The organism is Maribacter forsetii DSM 18668 (assembly GCF_000744105.1).
GTDB lineage: Bacteria > Bacteroidota > Bacteroidia > Flavobacteriales > Flavobacteriaceae > Maribacter > Maribacter forsetii.
The window spans coordinates 3,260,562-3,279,310 of record NZ_JQLH01000001.1 but is presented as its reverse complement, the minus strand read 5'-3'; the positions used below and the strand labels follow the sequence as shown (position 1 = coordinate 3,279,310).

The following is an 18,749-nucleotide window of genomic DNA, read 5'->3' as shown; positions in this document are numbered from 1 at the left end:
ATAAACAAATGACATTGAAGAAAATACCAACAAAAGCATCGGAGGAGTTTAGAAATTTTCCAATGGTGCCAAGAGTAGTTTATGGAAAAGGAAGTTTTAATACCCTAGGTGATATTTTAATGCCTAAAAGAAAGCATTCAGAAGCACCAATGATTTATTTGGTAGATGATGTTTTTGAGAATACTGAACTTATAAGTAGGATTCCAAGCATTTTTTGTGATCAAATTATACTGATATCTGCAGAAGAAGAGCCCAAAACAGAACAAGTGGATGCTCTTGTTAAAATGATACAGGAAAAATTCACCGAATTGCCATCGGGTATTATAGGTATTGGTGGTGGTACGCTATTAGATTTAGCAAAAGCAGTGGCTATTATGCTAACCAATAAAGGTAGTGCATCAGAATATCAAGGCTGGGATTTAGTGAATAAGCAATCAATTTACCATGTAGGTATACCCACAATAAGTGGAACCGGTGCAGAAGTTTCAAGAACTACCGTGTTAATGGGACCAGAAAAGAAACTGGGTATAAATTCGGATTATACCACTTTTGATCAGGTTTTGTTAGATCCAGATTTAACTAAAGGCGTATCAAAAGAACAATGGTTTTATACCGGTATGGATTGCTATATACATTGTGTAGAATCTTTGAACGGAACATTTCTAAATGCTTTTAGTCAAAGTTATGGTGAGAAATCATTAGAACTTTGCAAAGAAGTATTTTTAGAGGATATAGAAGAATCGGAAAGTAGAGAGAAGCTTATGATGGCATCTTGGCATGGTGGTATGAGTATTGCATATTCACAAGTTGGCGTAGCACATGCTATGAGTTATGGTTTGGGTTACGTTTTAGGTGTAAAGCACGGAATAGGTAATTGTCTTGTTTTTCAATATTTAGAAGAGTTTTATCCAGAAGGAGTGGAGGTGTTCAACAAAATGCTTAAGAAACATAATATAGTATTACCAAAACAGGTATGCTCAAAATTGACAACAGCAGAAATGGATACTATGATTTCTGTTGCTATGGGTATGGAACCTTTATGGGAAAATGCGTTAGGGGAAGAATGGAAATTAATCATTACTCCCGAAAAGCTAAAGGCTATTTATCAAAAAATATAGTTTATTTCATTTATTTAATCAGTAGGTTAATTAATATCATAGCCTACATCTTAGTCTTATGCAGCAAATAGCAAAATTTATATATTTTAAAATGCTAGGGTGGAAACTTAATGGTGAATTCCCTTCACATCTAGATAAGTTTGTTGCTATTGTAGTGCCACATACTAGTTGGTGGGATTTTCTCTTGGGGTTGTTAATACGAGCCGTTTGGCAAGAAGAAATAAACTATGTTGGAAAGAAAAGCCTGTTTAAAGCCCCTTTTGGTTGGTTTTTTAGGTGGACAGGTGGTGCTCCAATTGATAGAACAAAAAATAGCGATACGGTAAAAGCTACAGCAGCCATATTCAGTGAAAGAAAAAAGTTTAGGCTGGCACTTTCTCCTGAAGGCACACGAAAGAAAGTAGAAAAATGGAAAACAGGATTCTACTATATAGCTAAAACTGCTAATGTACCCATAGTACTAGTTGCCTTTGACTATGGCAAAAAAGAAATAAAATTATCAGAACCTCTTATCCCAACAGAAGATAAAGAAGCCGATTTTAAAAAATATCATGCTTTTTTTGATGGGGTGGAGGGGAAGCATGTATAGAGTTTTAGAAGAATTATGTTATAAAACTAATATAGAAAGAAGTTCTGCTTTCTAATTGAATTTTAACTTTCCTTATATTCATTACCAAAGCTGTCGTTTATCGACTTTTTAAGTGTTTTATCTGGTTTTCAGATGTTAATTTTTCGTTAATCCAATACTGTCGTAATTTTAATAGAGTCAATAGATTAATAGATTTCCCCTACTTTTTTAATGTTTCATATGGTGTTTGTTAACAATCGATTATTGTTGATGGATAGCTGTTAAATATACTTAAATGAAAATATATAGGGGGTTAAGTCAATGGTTTAAGATAGTTGCTGGTCTAGTTGTAATTTCAATGTCTATGAGTTTCGGTTCTATGTTTTTTGGACCAGGTCTCACAGAAACAAAACCAATTGGTACTTTTCTAAATGGTAATTTCCCAGATGTTAAACTTGAGGGAGATCCTTATGAGATAGCTTATCCCAACATAAGATTTGACTGGCCATTAACCTATACGGTAGTTCCAGGGCAAACACGTATCGTGATAGGGCAATTAGATGGTAAAATCTTTTGGATTGATGATAGCCAAGATACTTCCGTTAAAAACCTTTTAGTGGACTTTTCAAATGAAATTGGTGATGCTGTAACTCCAAATCTTGAAGTATGGGATGGTGGTTTATTAGGGTTGGAAATTCACCCAAATTTTGGTTCAGAAGGAAATAATTATGTATACATTTATTATACTACAGAGTCTGAGACTGGAGATAACACTTTAAATAGTGGTGGTACTGGCACCTATGGCTGTAATCTCGCTAATTTTCATGGAAACTATATTCATTTAGATCGGTTTGAAGTAAACCCTTCGAATATGGTTTTAATTTCAAATTCTAGAGAACGTATGATGCGTCGTCGTATGTTGAATACAACTCATAGAGGTGGTGCTATGGAATTTGGAAGTGATGGATTTCTTTATATAGCCACTGGTGAGCAAGGTAGGGCTGTCAATGCCCAAAATATAATTGACAATCTTGATGGAGGAGTGCTACGCATTGACGTAGATATGGATGAATCTAAAAGTCATCCACCTAGGCGGACAATGCCAGCCAATGCAGGTAAAACTGATGAATTAACAGGTCATTTATATTGGATACCCAACGATAACCCTTTTCTAAGCACATCTGGTAATAACTTTGAAGAGTATTACACAATAGGTAATCGAAGTCCCCATAGAATGAGTAAAGATTCTCAAACAGGAGAGTTATATATAGGAGAAGTAGGTCAAAGTACACATGATGAAATAAATATTGTTTCTAAGGGAAAGAATTATGGGTGGCCTGTTTGGGAGGGTTTAGTTCCTGGGCCCTTTAATCAGTGTAATATCGAAATGCTAAATAATATGTCTCATGAGACTCCTTTGACTGCATTTTCTAGAACAGATGCTGGTTCTATTATAGGAGGTAACGTATATAGGGGGGCGGTATATACCTCATTTATAGGAAAGTTTATTACTGCTGACTGGGTTACCAGAAAAATTCTTTCAGTAGATGTCAATAGTGGAAGCTATGAAGCAATAGGAACTCTTCCTAAAAGACCAATTTCTTTTGGAGAAGGTACAGATGGTAATATTTACTATTTGGTACAGGGTCATAATGTTTCATTATATCGTTTTGTAGCACCTGGAACAGAAGGTAATATGCCACAATTGCTATCGCAAACAGGTGCTTTTACAGATTTAGATAATCTTACGGTAACAGATGGTTTTGTGCCATATGACTTAATAGATTCTTTTTGGTCTGACGGCGCGTATAAAAAACGTTGGATGGCTATACCAAACAATGGTGATTACAATTCTCTTGAAGAACAGGTGCAATTTTCAGAAGATGGAACATGGGTATTTCCAGTTGGATCTGTTTTAATTAAGCATTTTGATTATCCTATAAATGAAAATAATCCAGCAATTACGAAAAAAGTAGAAACTAGATTTTCTATTAAAAATACAAATGGTGATTGGACTTATTTGTCCTATAAATGGAATCAAGAACAAACGGAAGCTTACCTCGTTAATATGAATACTGGTGATTACGAACAGATTGCTATTACTGAAGTAGGCGGCGGAACGCGTACCGAAATTTGGACATACCCCTCCTTGAACGATTGTCTAAACTGTCACAATGAAGCTTCACAAGGAACTTTGGGGACAAGAACACGTTACTTAAATAGCACTTTTGATTATTCGAAACATACTCCTGATGGTATACAGGGCAATCAACTGGTAACGTTAAGTTATTTGGGTATTTTAAATCGTTCTATCACTGATTCGGATATTTCGAATTTCCTTACATATAAATCCATAGATGATCAAAATGCTAGTTTAGAAGATAAGGCTCGTTCATATTTAGATTTAAATTGTGCTTATTGTCATCAACCGGATAATAACATTCGTCCAGTTTTTGATTTAAGATTAGTAAACACCTTCGCGGAAACACGTTTGATGACTTCAGGAGTAAATGAACCTATAGAAGGGTTGGATTCTGATCAAAAAATTATATATCCAGGGAATGCGTCAAAGTCTCAAATTTACCATAGGACAAATAATTTAGTTCCAGGAACAATGATGCCGCCAATAGCGAAACAAAAAATAGATAAAAAAGGAGTTGCTCTATTGGAGGAATGGATAAATCAACTAGAATTTGAACCTACGGATATAATTTTCAACGCTCCTGATTCTGATGTGAACCTTGCACTATTGGAAGATGCGGTTTTAAGCGGTAGTGTGACCGGTGGTAGGGGAACGGTAGATGCTATTTTATACGATCCCGTTGCGGACGATTATTATACGCCCATACGTTTCAATGAGTACGGTGTTGCATATAGGGAGAACCTTGGTCGTCCCGCAGCAGATGACGGATTCCGTTGGCAGGTAGACTGGTCTAGTCCCAAGCGAATCAATTATATTACTTTCGGCGGTACGTACCCTAACCAGCCACAACCTAATTCCATGTGGCGCATATCCTATCTGCGCAATGGTAGCTGGGCAGTACTGGAAGAGGGCAAGGGAGGCTGGATCGATTCGGGAATCTATGAATGGGGCGGAGGTACTCAGTTTCCTATCGAGGCCGATGCACTTCGAGTACAGGTCTATAGCGACGGTAACAGCGATCTGGTAAGTATCCATTTACGTGGGCGCGGCGGTATATCTACATATAACAACGATAGCGGAACGGCCACCAAGGCCACATTGATACAGTATCTTCCGGGCGACCACGGTCCGGATACGGTGGCGCCGGTAATAACGTTGAACGGAGCGGACCCACAGATAATAGAGTTGGGAGAGGGATATTTCGAATTGGGCGCAACGACGGATGACGGTTCACCTGTCAATATAGACTCCAGTGCCTTCGTTGATGCCGTTGGTAGTTACGGTATCATATATAGCGCTACGGATGGAATAAACGATTCTGAGGAAGTGATCCGCATAGTAAATGTTATAAGTTCAGTTGATACGACAGCACCGGTAATAACGTTGAACGGAGCGGACCCGCAGGTAATAGAGTTGGGCGAGGGGTATTCCGAACTGGGCGCAACGACGGATGACGGTTCACCTGTCAGTGTAGACTCCAGTGCCTTCGTTGATGCCGTTGGTAGTTACGATATCATATATAGCGCTACGGATGGAATAAATGATTCTGAGGAAGTTATAAGAACGGTAGAGGTGGTGGAAACATCTATAGATTGGAACCAAGCGGATCCAGCTATCAACCTTGGTCTGGTAGATGATGCATCGATTAGTGGTAGTGTAGGTGAAGGTAGGGGAACGGTAGATGCTATTTTATACGATCCCGTTGCGGACGATTATTATACGCCCATACGTTTCAATGAGTACGGTGTTGCATATAGGGAGAACCTTGGTCGTCCCGCAGCGGATGACGGATTCCGTTGGCAGGTAGACTGGTCTAGTCCCAAGCGAATCAATTATATTACTTTCGGCGGTACGTACCCTAACCAGCCACAACCTAATTCCATGTGGCGCATATCCTATCTGCGCAACGGGACATGGACCGTTCTGGAAGAGGGTCGTGGCGGCTGGATCGACTCTGGCATCTATGAATGGGGCGGTGGGGATCAGTACCCTATCGAGGCGGATGCGCTCCGAGTGCAGGTGTACAGCGACGGCAACAACGATCTTGTGAGCATCCATCTGCGCGGGCGCGGCGGAATATCGGGGTCTGTGGACGACAGTTCCACGGCCACCAAGGCGACGTTGATACAGTATCTGCCGGGCGACCATGGTCCGGACACGACCGCGCCTGTGATCACTTTGAATGGAGCGAACCCCCAGGTGATAGAGCTTGGCGAGGGCTATACCGAGCTTGGTGCAACGACGGATGACGGATCACCGGTAGACATAGACTCGAGTTCCTTTATGGACGTTGTGGACAGTTATAATATTGTTTACAGTTCCACCGACGGGATCAACGAATCGGAAGATGTGGTCAGGGTAGTGGATGTTATCGACACGACCGCGCCTGTGATCACGCTTAACGGGGCGAACCCCCAGGTGATAGAGCTGGGCGAGGGCTATACGGAGCTTGGTGCTACGACGGATGACGGATCACCGGTTGACATAGACTCGAGTTCCTTTATGGACGTTGCGGGCAGTTACGATATCGTATATAGTTCCACCGATGGTACGAACCGATCGGAGGAAGTGATCAGGCGTGTCGAGGTAGTGGATGTATCTGGAGAGTTCAACGTTCCCGATTCTGATATCAACCTGGCGCTGGCAGAGGATGCTGTCCTTGGCGGCACGGTCAACGGAGGCCGTGGAACTATGGAGGTCATCCTCTACGACCCCGTGGCGGACAATTATTACACGCCTACGCGTTTCAACGAATACGGTGTTGCCTATAAGGACAACCTGGGCCGTCCCGGTGCGGATGACGGTTTCCGTTGGCAGGTGGACTGGTCCAGTACCAAGCGGATCAATTATATCACCTTCGGCGGAACGTACCCGAACCAGCCCCAGCCGAACTCGATGTGGCGTATATCCTATGAACGCAACGGTATATGGACCGTTCTGGAAGAGGGTCGTGGCGGCTGGATCGACTCTGGCATCTATGAATGGGGCGGTGGGGATCAGTACCCTATCGAGGCGGATGCGCTCCGTGTGCAGGTGTACAGTGACGGCAACAGCGATCTTGTGAGCATCCATCTGCGCGGACGCGGCGGAATATCACAATATGTGGACGACAGTTCCACGGCCACCAAGGCGACGTTGATACAGTATCTGCCGGGATCATATATAACCTCCAGGACAATCGGGGAGCTTAATAACGATATGGTAATTTACCCGAACCCTGCCGTTTACGAAACATCGATAAATTTCGATCGACCCACGACTGTAGGTGAGATTCAAATATTCGATGTAACAGGTAGATTGGTGCAGATGATTAATGGCGGACTTATAGATGAAAGAGGTACTCCTATAAATGTTCAGGAAATGCCCGATGGAGTTTATTTTGTTAAGACGACAGATTCCTTTGGTGTCGAATTCCAACAGAAAATATTGATAAAGAAATTATAAAAAATTATTATTATTAATAATCAACAACAAATAGAAATCTTTCATTACAAATAACAAAAGGAGAACTTTAATAACATGTAATGTTATAAATGATCCGTTTAACGAAAAAAATATACTTTAATCGTTAAAAAAGAATGAAATGATACAAAATTTAAGTTAATTACATATTCTTGTCATAGATATATTTTTTGTGATTTTAGTTTTTTGAGCTAAAATTTCCCCCTTCAGAAAAGGTATTTATTTCGTACCCCACTTACGATAATAAATTAACCTTGTAGTGCTTTGGTTATTCTTTAACCAAACCTATTTTAAATGACCAAAAATTACCTGATCAGTATTCTTAAGCTATATTATAGTTTAACGAATATTCATACCTGTTTTTTTATCTATAAATATTTCGTAATAACACAATTATTAAGGTGTTCGTTTGCGAAATCGTCTACTTTGAATATATCTCACCATCATTTTAATCTACCAATTTCACCTGTCTTATGAAGAAACAGCTACTATTATTCTACGGTTTATATGAAAATTCCATTATTCAAAATTTATTAAAAACAGATTTTGAACCTTGGATTGTCTATAGAAGTTCGATGTTACTTTTTACTTTTTTTATAAGTTCTTTAAGTCTCTGCGGTCAGTCAGAATTATCGATTACGCCATCTATTTCTAATGTATCAGTTGGAGATAATTTTGATTTGATTGTAGAAGTAAATAATGCAACTTCTCCTATTGATGTTGCTGAAGGTTATTTGACATTTAATAATTCTGTTCTTCAAGTAACTAATATAGAATTAGAGAGTACTTTGATTTCTTCTTTTCAGGGACCACCAATTTCAAATAATAATTTAGGAACTATTAGTTATTTGTTGGCTGCTTTTTCGAGCCCACCTTCGGGTGATTTTAATTTGTTGACCATTAGTTTTATTGCAATTGCCGATGGAAACGCTAATATAGATTTCTATGATCCTGATGGAGTGGCAGATACTGTTTTATTTTCGGCAGGTAGTCAGTTGCTTGATCAAACATATGGAGCAACTGTAAATGTTGGAACTTCTAACCAACCTCCTACAGCTAATTACACATTAGTGGTAGGTAATGGTGCTCAAAGTTTAGACGTATATTTTGATGCCAGTAGTTCTACTGATACGGATGGCAATAATACAATTTTCTCATATACATGGAATTTTGGAGATAGCTCTCCAAATGTAACTGGTCAAATTGTAAATCATACATATTTAAATTCTGGTACCTATCAAGTTAGTTTAACTGTTGAAGATGATAAAGGATTATCAGATACAATTACTAAAGAGGTGTCGGTTATTGAAACCATCGGTAATTCTATACCTACCATATCACCAATTGCCGACCAAATTTTATTTGAGGGAGATGATTTAGATTTAAATAACATTATTGAAATAAGTGATATTGATAATGACAATTTAATTGTTACTATTTCTTCTATTTCAAATGAACCTCAAGAGCTACAATCCAATAATAATGGACAACAGACAGATCCATATCCTTTTGATGCAAATAATTTTATAACTGAAACAGTAATTATAAATACCGCTGGATCGTATGTTTCAGACCTTAATTTTTTACCCACTTTTGGGGATGGTGGGTCAAATGGAGACAGTAGTGCGGTTTATACAGTTTCAATTACGGTTACAGATGAAGATTTGAATACTATAGTTGAATCATTTGAGGTTACTGTGAATGATGTACCTCAAGTATTATCAACAACTGAAATTGTATTGATAGAGGCTGAATCATATGACAACCAAGGCAACCTTGGAGGGGGTGTTGGTGTTGGTGTTGAAGTTGGTGCTAAAACGGTAGTTGGTTTTACTGGCCCAGGAGATTTTGTTGAATACACAATCGATGTGCCAACAACTGGATTATATGAGTTTAATTTCAACTCATCAAATGGAACTGCACAAGTAGGTACATTAATGATTAATAACGAACCAACAGCTACGGTTATTGTTCCTCAAGGAGCTAGCTGGGCGGCTTTTGGTGATTATGCAGCAACTGTAGAACTAATTCAGGGCATACAAACCTTACGTTTAGATTGGTCTGGAGGACCACAATATTATTCTAATACAGACTTTTTCAACGTATCGTTTGTTGGTCTGTCAAATATAGGTCCTGAGGTTTCTATTATCACTCCTGAGGATGGTATTGCTGTTTCACGAGGTGTAGAATTTAGTATTTCAGGATCAGCAGAAAGTGAGGGTGGTGATATTTCTTCAAGTATAAGTTGGTCTTCGGATACTGATACAGGTTTTTTGCCCACACCGAATATAGGTGAATCTGTTAGTGGAGTTTTTCTAGAACCAGGTATTCAAAATTTAAAAGCTTTTGTATCTGATTCTGAAGGTTTAACGAGTTTTGATGAAATTAATATTGAAGTTTCTTGTCCTCAAGTATCATTTAATAGTCCGTCAGAAGGTAGTGTTTTGACAAATGCATCTGTAGATATTGAAGTAAGTGCTTTAGATTTGTTATTTGGCACTGTAGCCAATCCAAATGAACATTTTCACTTTTTTATTAATCCATCAGATATAAATAATATTGATGTTAGTAAAAGAATTTCTACTGCACCATATGGAAATCAAACTGTATTTACATTTGATGAAAATAGCGGAGATTTAGCATTTGATGGTAATGGTAACGGTATTGTAGAAGGAGCTAATACTATTGTAGTTGTGGCGGCACAAGCTAATCATGTCGAATTTGACTGCTCTGGAGCAAAGGCAATTCTTAATTTTACAGTTAATTCTTTAATTGCTGATACTGAGGCTCCGATTATTACCCTTAACGGTGAGGCTGTAATAAATATAAATTTAGGTGACGACTATATTGATGCTGGTGCCACAGCTACTGATAACGTTGATACTTCGGTAACCGTAAATACTAGTGGAATTGTCGATTCCAATACTGAGGGCGTTTACACCATAATATATTCTGCTACAGATTTGGCAGGAAATTCATCGAGTGAGACAAGGACTATTAATGTTATTGCAGGTCCATTTCAAATTTGTGTAGCATCTGGTTCAGAAGGATTAACTGCTTTTGGAAGAACTTTTATTGGTGACCCCAACAATCTAGCTCCTGAGGGAGAGGGTTTTAGTCGCACCAACGGTAAAAAATATTCAGGCTATAATGGGGTTATTTCAGGTGCGAATACGACAGATGAATTACTATTATTTCAAAAAGAAATTTACGGGGGTCAAAATACCGCGAATCCTTCATTTAAATATTCTGTTCCAGTTACTAATGGTTCTTATCAAGTAGATTTATACTTAGCAGAAGTATATCATCAATCTTCAGGAGGGAGAGTTTTCGACATTCTTCTCGAAGGGGAAGTTATACTAGATGAATATGATTTAGTTGATCCTATTAAAGGTGGGTTGAACACAAACCAAACAGCTATTATTAGAACCTACTATGTAAACGTTATTGATGGGGCTATTGAAATAGAAGTAGGACCTGCTTCCACGGATAATGGAAAAATATCAGGATTTTGTATAACAGAATTAAGTGCTGCTAATTTAATGCCAACTTCAGATATAGGGAATTTATCTGCTGAAGCACTTCAGCCTATTGTTTGGCCTTTGAATATAAGTGACTCGGAGAATGATAATTTAAGTATTGTCTTAAATACTCTTCCCACAGGTCTAAGTCTAGATGCTGCTAATAATCAAATTATAGGTACGCCAGATGTAAGTTCGATAGGTATTCATGTTGTTAATGCAATTATTAGCGATGGAAACAGTTCACCTATAACGGAACAATTTGAAATTGAAATTACAGAACCATCTAGTACCACTCCTCCTTTATTTGTTACTGAGTTGAGTACTCAAACTAATTTTGAAGGTGATTCACCTTTAGGTTTGTTGGTTATAGCGGAAGACCCGGATGGAGGTATTATTACACTCTCTGATAACGGAACATTACCATTAGGTTTGTCAATTGATCCAGTATCAGGCGTAATAAGCGGAACTATTATTGAGGGTGCAGCAAAGGATAGTCCGTATAATGTTATTATTACGGCAACGGATGATCAGTTAGAAAATACAATAACATCTTTTGAGTGGATTGTAAATACAGAAATGATATTCCCTGTTTGCGTTAATGTAGGTAATCAACCTTCCTCCAATGCATTTGGAAAGACTTTTAGTTCAGATGAATATTTGACATCGGAAGCTACAGCTTATAATAAACTAAATACAACTTTTAATGGTATAGTTTCCGGCAGTGACGAAGAGGTTCTTTTTCTTTCCGAAAATTATAATGATCCTTTGAATTATGCAATACCTACTGGAAATGGAGCATTTACGGTCGAATTATATTTCGCTGAATTATACATAGGTGTAGCTGGAGGAGGTACTTCTCTAGGTGTAGGAGATAGAGTTTTTGATATAAACGTTGAGGGTTCTGTAGAGTCAGATGTTGATTTATTTTCTGAATATGGACCATTGACATCAGCTACAAAAACATTTGCAGTTACAGTTTCTGATGGAATTTTAAATATTGATTTGGATGCTATTGTTGACAACGCCAAACTAAGTGGGTTCTGTATTATCGAAACCTCTAATTATATGCCGAATGCAGCTCCTGTACTAACGATAGAACCTTCTTTAGATATTTTAGATTGTGATAATGATGGAGAAGATTTTATTCTTACGGCAAATGCTGTGGATAATGAACAGGGAGATTTGAGCTCCATAATTATTTGGAAAGATGAAAATGATGTACAAGTTGGCGTAGGCTCCACATTAGAGGTGTCTGGAGTTATTGGATCTAAAACTTATATAGCACAAGTTCAAGATGCTACACCGTCTTTAGTTATAGAAAGTGTAACTGTCAATTCAATTTCTAATACCCAACCATTATTGACAGATATAATTGCGGCACCTCAGCAGGTAGTATCGGGTGATACAATTAGTTTTAGCAGCACAGCTTCTGATAATGAAGATGATTATAATTCATTAATAGTTAGTTGGAGTTCAGATATAGAAACTGACAATGGTGGGGATTTAGGTTCTGGAGAAAGTATTACGGCTGTTTTAAATGTTGAGGGAACACATCTAATTACAGCTTCTGTGACTGATAGTTGTGGTGTCACAACCATCGTGACAGCAAGTGTCGTAGTCAATGGATTGGCAGACACAGAATCTCCGGAAATTGTTTTAAATGGTAGCGAAATTATTAATCTAGAAGTTGGTGATGTTTATACCGAACTAGGGGCTATTGTATCTGATAACATAGATTTAGATTTGGTTGCAAGCATAGGTGGTGATACTGTAGATACTTCAGTCGAAAATCAATATATAATTACCTATAATGCAGAAGATGCAGCAGGTAATGTTGCTGTTCAGGTTATTAGAACGGTTAATGTGAATGCTGCTCCAGACATAGAATCTCCTGTAATTGTGTTAAATGGAGATAGTATAATTGATCTTACGGTGGGTGATGTATATCAAGAATTAGGTGCAAATGTGTCTGATAATATAGATTTAGATTTAGTAGCAACCATAAGTGGTGATACTGTAGATACTTCAGTTGAAAACCAATATATAATTACTTATGATGCAGAAGACTCTGCAGGTAATGCTGCTGTTCAGGTTATTAGAACTGTAAATGTAAATGCAGTTCCGGATACAGAATCTCCTTTAATTGTTTTGATTGGAGATGCGATCGTAGAACTTAATGTTGGCGATACATATCAAGAATTGGGGGCTACGGTGACAGACAATGTTGACAACAGTTTAACTGTTGTAATAGGAGGAGATTCTGTTGATACAAATAGTCCAGGTAGTTATATAGTGAGTTATGATGCCATAGATTCGGCTGGAAATCAAGCAATACAAGTAATTAGAAATATAAATGTTGAAGCTTTGCCAGACAACACTGCCCCAGTCATAACTTTAAATGGGGAAGCAATAGTTAATTTAACAATTGGAGACGTTTATACAGAATTAAATGCAGCTGCCATTGATAATATAGATTCTAATGTAAGTGTTATTATTGGCGGTGATACTGTAGATACTTCGGTAGTTTCAACCTATATTATCACTTATGATGCAACTGATGCCGCTGGCAATATTGCTGTTCAAAAAACAAGAACTGTAAATGTTTATGAGGAAGGGGTTTTTCTTTCTGTAAACCCTATGTTGACCAATGTGGAAATTGGAGATGAGTTTGAATTATTAATTATGGTTCAAACGGGTGCACAATTTATAGATTTAGCCGAGGCACATCTTTCATTCGATACTTCAATTTTACAAGTGAATAATTTAACTCCAATTACCGATATTCTTTCAGTTCCATTAGTACCAGCTTCATTTGACAATGAACAAGGGACAATAGATTATGGAGCGGGGAATTTATTGCCACCTTTCCCTTCCGGAAATTTTAATTTGTTGAAAATCAATTTTACAGCAATAAACTCCGGAGAGACAAGTATTTCTTTTGTTGATCCTATTGGAGCTCCAAGTACGATTGTTACTTTCAACTCGACAAATGTTTTAACGGCCACAAATAACGGCAGTGTTATCGTAGCAAATGAACCTGAGCTGCAAATTATTCCAAATTCTTTATCTACAACTTTATTTGTTGATGAAACAGTTTCTTTGGAATATCTTTTAGAATCAAACAATGGTTCCATTTTGCCAACAGGAGCTAATATTTTAATTTTAGATAATGAAACATCAAATATTTCAACTTGGTCAACTACAGATTTAAATGTTGTTCAAGGGGTTACTAATCAGATATTATTTAACAGTACAGGGCTTGCTCCAGGATTTTATGGTGCTACTTTAACTGCGTCAGATGTTCCTGGATATAACGATATTTCAATACCTATTACTTTTGAGGTGTTAGAGTTGCCTAGTTTGGTATTTAGTGATGATAATTTTGAATTTGTTCTAAATTCGAATGAGCAGGCAGCTGGTTCTTTTAATCTTACTACTACAGATGGAAGTCAAGTGCCAGAAGATTTATTGATTTCTGTACTAGATGACGCTACTTTATCATCACCAACATGGTTAGTTGTGAATACGGCAAACGATGGATTTAGTATAAATACTGAGGAATTGCCCCCAGGTGATTATTCAGCTACTATAACTGCCTCGGGAACAAATGTTAATAACGTCATTTCAATTGTTAGTCTTACAGTTTCAGAGTCAATTCCATGTGCAAGAGTTGCTTTTGATACTGGCGGAAATATTGGAAATTCAAGTACATATGGAGGTGGTCTTGTTATCACAAATAATTCTACGGGGAACGTAACTATTACTTCGATAAGCATTGATTTGAGCACAGCGGTTTTTCCGAACATTGTTTTTGACCCTATAGGTACAGCGGGTGATGCAACTGCTCAATGTGTAACAATTGTTTCTCAAACAGGTGGCGATTCTAATGTCGGCTTAACCATTCCAGGTAATAATGGAACTGGGTCAGATATAGATTGTACAGAGCCCTTCTCAGGTCCTAATGGACCAGGCGGATATAATATAATGACATTAAATTTCAATGATTTTGAAGCAGGTGAAACTGTTGATATTGCAGTTGATGTAGATCCTAGAAGTATCGAAGGTTTTAATTCTGCCGGTAATGCCGGGGCTATTAGTGGTTTAGAATTAATTGGTACAACTGTAACTGTGACGTATTCTAATGATAGTTCCTCTACCAGACAATTATTTCAAGTTGGTAATAGTGAAGTAAATTCAGAAAATTATTTTAGCCCTAGCACATTACAATGTAACGCTCCAACCATTAGCTTAGAGAGCAATTCAGATAACTTTTCTATTAACTCTACAGAGCAAACAATTTCTGTAAATGGCCCTACTAATGCTAATATCAAAGTATTGATTTTTGGTACTTCAATTGAAGATTTAGATTCTTATGTGCCAATAGATATTTTTGAAATGAATAAAACTCAGTCTTTACAGCAGTTTTCTGGCGTATTGGATGGAACAGGAAATTTGAATTTGGATGTGAACTTTACAGGTCTTTCAAACGATCAAGTTTATTATGTTGTTTCGACCGTTATACCTGATAGCGAAGATTGTGGACCTAGTGCTTGCGATATTTCAAATATACTTAAAGTTAAATTAGACTTTACCCCCCCCATAATTACGCTTAACGGACCGGACCCCCAGGTTATAGAGCTTGGCGAGGGCTATACGGAGCTTGGGGCTACGACGGATGACGGATCACCGGTAGACATAGACTCGAGTTCCTTTATGGACGTTGTGGGCAGTTATGATATCGTATACAATTCCACCGACGGGATTAACGAGGCTGAGGATGTAGTCAGGATAGTAGAAGTTGTGGACACGACCGCGCCTGTGATCACTTTGAATGGAGCGAACCCCCAGGTGATAGAGCTTGGCGAGGGCTATACCGAGCTTGGTGCTACGACGGATGACGGATCACCGGTAGACATAGACTCGAGTTCCTTTATGGACGTTGTGGGCAGTTATAATATTGTTTACAGTTCCACCGACGGGATCAACGAATCGGAAGATGTGGTCAGGGTAGTGGATGTTATCGACACGACCGCACCTGTTATCACGCTTAACGGGGCGAACCCCCAGGTGATAGAGTTGGGCGAGGGCTATACGGAGCTTGGTGCTACGACGGATGACGGTTCCCTTGTAACGATAGACTCCGGTAGTTTTATGGATGCGGTAGGCAGTTATGATATTGTTTACAGTTCCACCGACGGAATCAACGAGGCAGAGGATGTAGTAAGACGTGTCGAGGTAGTGGAAGTTTCGGGAGAGTTCAATACTCCCGATTCTGATATCAACCTGGCACTTTTGGAGGATGCTGTCCTTGGCGGCACGGTCAACGGAGGCCGTGGAACTATGGAGGCCATCCTCTACGACCCTGTGGCGGACAATTATTACACGCCTACGCGTTTCAACGAATACGGTGTTACCTATAAGGACAACCTGGGCCGTCCCGGTGCGGATGAGGGTTTCCGTTGGCAGGTGGACTGGTCCAGTACCAAGCGGATCAATTATATCACCTTCGGCGGAACGTACCCGAACCAGCCCCAGCCGAACTCGATGTGGCGTATATCCTATGAACGCAACGGTATATGGACCGTTCTGGAAGAGGGCAAGGGCGGCTGGATCGACTCTGGCATCTATGAATGGGGCGGTGGGGATCAGTACCCTATCGAGGCGGATGCGCTCCGTGTGCAGGTGTACAGCGACGGCAACAGCGATCTTGTGAGCATCCACCTGCGCGGACGTGGCGGAATATCGGGATCTGTGGACGACAGTTCCACGGCCACCAAGGCGACGTTGATACAGTATCTGCCGGGCGACCATGGTCCGGACACGACCGCGCCTGTGATCACTTTGAACGGAGCGAACCCCCAGGTGATAGAGCTTGGCGAGGGCTATACCGAGCTTGGTGCTACGACGGATGACGGATCACCGGTAGACATAGACTCGAGTTCCTTTATGGACGTTGTGGGCAGTTATAATATTGTTTACAGTTCCACCGACGGGATCAACGAATCGGAAGATGTGGTCAGGGTAGTGGATGTTATCGACACTACCGCGCCCATCATAACTTTGAACGGAGCGAACCCCCAGGTGATAGAGCTGGGCGACGGTTATACGGAGCTCGGGGCGTCGACGGATGACGGTTCCCTTGTAACGATAGACTCCGGTAGTTTTATGGATGCGGTAGGCAGTTATGATATTGTTTACAGTTCCACCGACGGAATCAACGAGGCAGAGGATGTAGTAAGACGTGTCGAGGTAGTGGAAGTTTCGGGAGAGTTCAATACTCCCGATTCTGATATCAACCTGGCACTTTTGGAGGATGCTGTCCTTGGCGGCACGGTCAACGGAGGCCGTGGAACTATGGAGGCCATCCTCTACGACCCTGTGGCGGACAATTATTACACGCCTACGCGTTTCAACGAATACGGTGTTACCTATAAGGACAACCTGGGCCGTCCCGGTGCGGATGAGGGTTTCCGTTGGCAGGTGGACTGGTCCAGTACCAAGCGGATCAATTATATCACCTTCGGCGGAACGTACCCGAACCAGCCCCAGCCGAACTCGATGTGGCGTATATCCTATGAACGCAACGGTATATGGACCGTTCTGGAAGAGGGCAAGGGCGGCTGGATCGACTCTGGCATCTATGAATGGGGCGGTGGGGATCAGTACCCTATCGAGGCGGATGCGCTCCGTGTGCAGGTTTACAGTGACGGCAACAGCGATCTTGTGAGCATCCATCTGCGCGGACGTGGCGGAATATCACAATATGTGGACGACAGTTCCACTGCTATAAAAGCGACGCTGATACAGTATCTGCCTGGCGACCATGGTCCGGACACGACCGCGCCTGTGATCACTTTGAACGGAGCGAACCCCCAGGTGATAGAGCTTGGCGAGGGCTATACCGAGCTTGGTGCTACGACGGATGACGGATCACCGGTAGACATAGACTCGAGTTCCTTTATGGACGTTGTGGGCAGTTATAATATTGTTTACAGTTCCACCGACGGGATTAACGAGGCTGAGGAAGTAATCAGACGTGTCGAGGTAGTGGATGTTTCGGGAGAGTTCAACGTTCCCGATTCTGATATCAACCTGGCACTTTTGGAGGATGCGGTTCTTGGCGGCACGGTCAACGGTGGCCGTGGTACGATGCAGGCTATATTGTACGATCCGGTAGCGGATAACTATTATACGCCTACACGTTTCAATGAATACGGTGTGGGCCGTTATGACAACCTGGGCCGTCCCGGAGCCGATGATGGTTTCCGTTGGCAGGTCGATTGGTCGAGTACCAAGCGGATCAATTATATCACTTTCGGTGGAACGTACCCGAACCAGCCCCAGCCGAACTCGATGTGGCGTATCTCATATCTGCGCAACGGGACATGGACCGTTCTGGAAGAGGGTCGTGGCGGCTGGATCGACTCGGGCATCTATGAATGGGGCGGTCCCGATCAGTACCCTATCGAGGCGGATGCGCTCCGTGTGCAGGTGTACAGCGATGGTAACACCGACCTTGTAAGCATTCATTTGCGCGGACGTGGTGGAATATCTGGTTATGTAGACGACAGTGCCACTGCCACAAAGGCGACGTTAATACAGTATTTACCGGTTTCGTCATCGACATCAAAGTCGATAACAACTGTAGAATCGTTTAACAAAATGACAGTTTTCCCTAACCCCGCTGTGAGTGAAACTTCATTGAGTTTCGAATTACCAACTACAGTTGAAGAAATTCAAGTATTCGATGTAACTGGTAGATTAGTAAGAACAATAAAAGGTGGTGAAATTGACGAAAGAGGTGAACCTGTAAACGTACAAGAATTACCGGTCGGAGTTTATTTTCTCAAAACTCAAGATGTTAAAGGACAGCAATTTCAAGAACAAATGGTTATTAAACGGCAATAGTAGAATCTCATTTATACCCACAATTA

At 40.3% G+C, this 18,749-nt stretch carries 4 protein-coding genes; all 4 read left to right on the top strand.

The genetic code is table 11. From position 1 onward, the window contains the following. Nucleotides 1-8: 8 nt before the first annotated feature. The 4 genes from P177_RS13965 to P177_RS13950 all read left to right on the top strand — a co-directional run bounded on the left by P177_RS13965 (nt 9) and on the right by P177_RS13950 (nt 18,723). Nucleotides 9-1,118, top strand: a complete 1,110-nt coding sequence (locus tag P177_RS13965) for an iron-containing alcohol dehydrogenase family protein (protein WP_245233048.1) — start codon at nt 9-11, stop codon at nt 1,116-1,118. A 58-nt stretch (nt 1,119-1,176) separates the two neighbouring features. Next, nucleotides 1,177-1,707 (top strand): 1-acyl-sn-glycerol-3-phosphate acyltransferase, encoded by a 531-nt coding sequence (locus P177_RS13960; RefSeq protein ID WP_036155687.1) that lies wholly within the window; start codon nt 1,177-1,179, stop codon nt 1,705-1,707. Nucleotides 1,708-1,981: 274 nt separating this feature from the next. After that, nucleotides 1,982-7,273 carry a PQQ-dependent sugar dehydrogenase gene (locus P177_RS13955; protein ID WP_084684700.1) on the top strand — a complete coding sequence of 1,764 codons (5,292 nt, stop codon included), beginning with the start codon at nt 1,982-1,984 and terminating at the stop codon, nt 7,271-7,273. A 491-nt stretch (nt 7,274-7,764) separates the two neighbouring features. After that, nucleotides 7,765-18,723: an immunoglobulin-like domain-containing protein gene (locus tag P177_RS13950; RefSeq protein ID WP_036155683.1), complete on the top strand. Its 10,959-nt coding sequence runs from the start codon at nt 7,765-7,767 to the stop codon at nt 18,721-18,723. The last annotated feature ends 26 nt before the right edge of the window (nt 18,724-18,749 follow it).

What these genes read in the sequence shown, in the direction of transcription:
- P177_RS13950 (WP_036155683.1), top strand. Translation starts at nt 7,765, where the DNA reads ATGAAGAAACAGCTACTATTATTCTACGGTTTATATGAAAATTCCATT.
- P177_RS13955 (WP_084684700.1), top strand. Translation starts at nt 1,982, where the DNA reads ATGAAAATATATAGGGGGTTAAGTCAATGGTTTAAGATAGTTGCTGGT.
- P177_RS13965 (WP_245233048.1), top strand. Translation starts at nt 9, where the DNA reads ATGACATTGAAGAAAATACCAACAAAAGCATCGGAGGAGTTTAGAAAT.
- P177_RS13960 (WP_036155687.1), top strand. Translation starts at nt 1,177, where the DNA reads ATGCAGCAAATAGCAAAATTTATATATTTTAAAATGCTAGGGTGGAAA.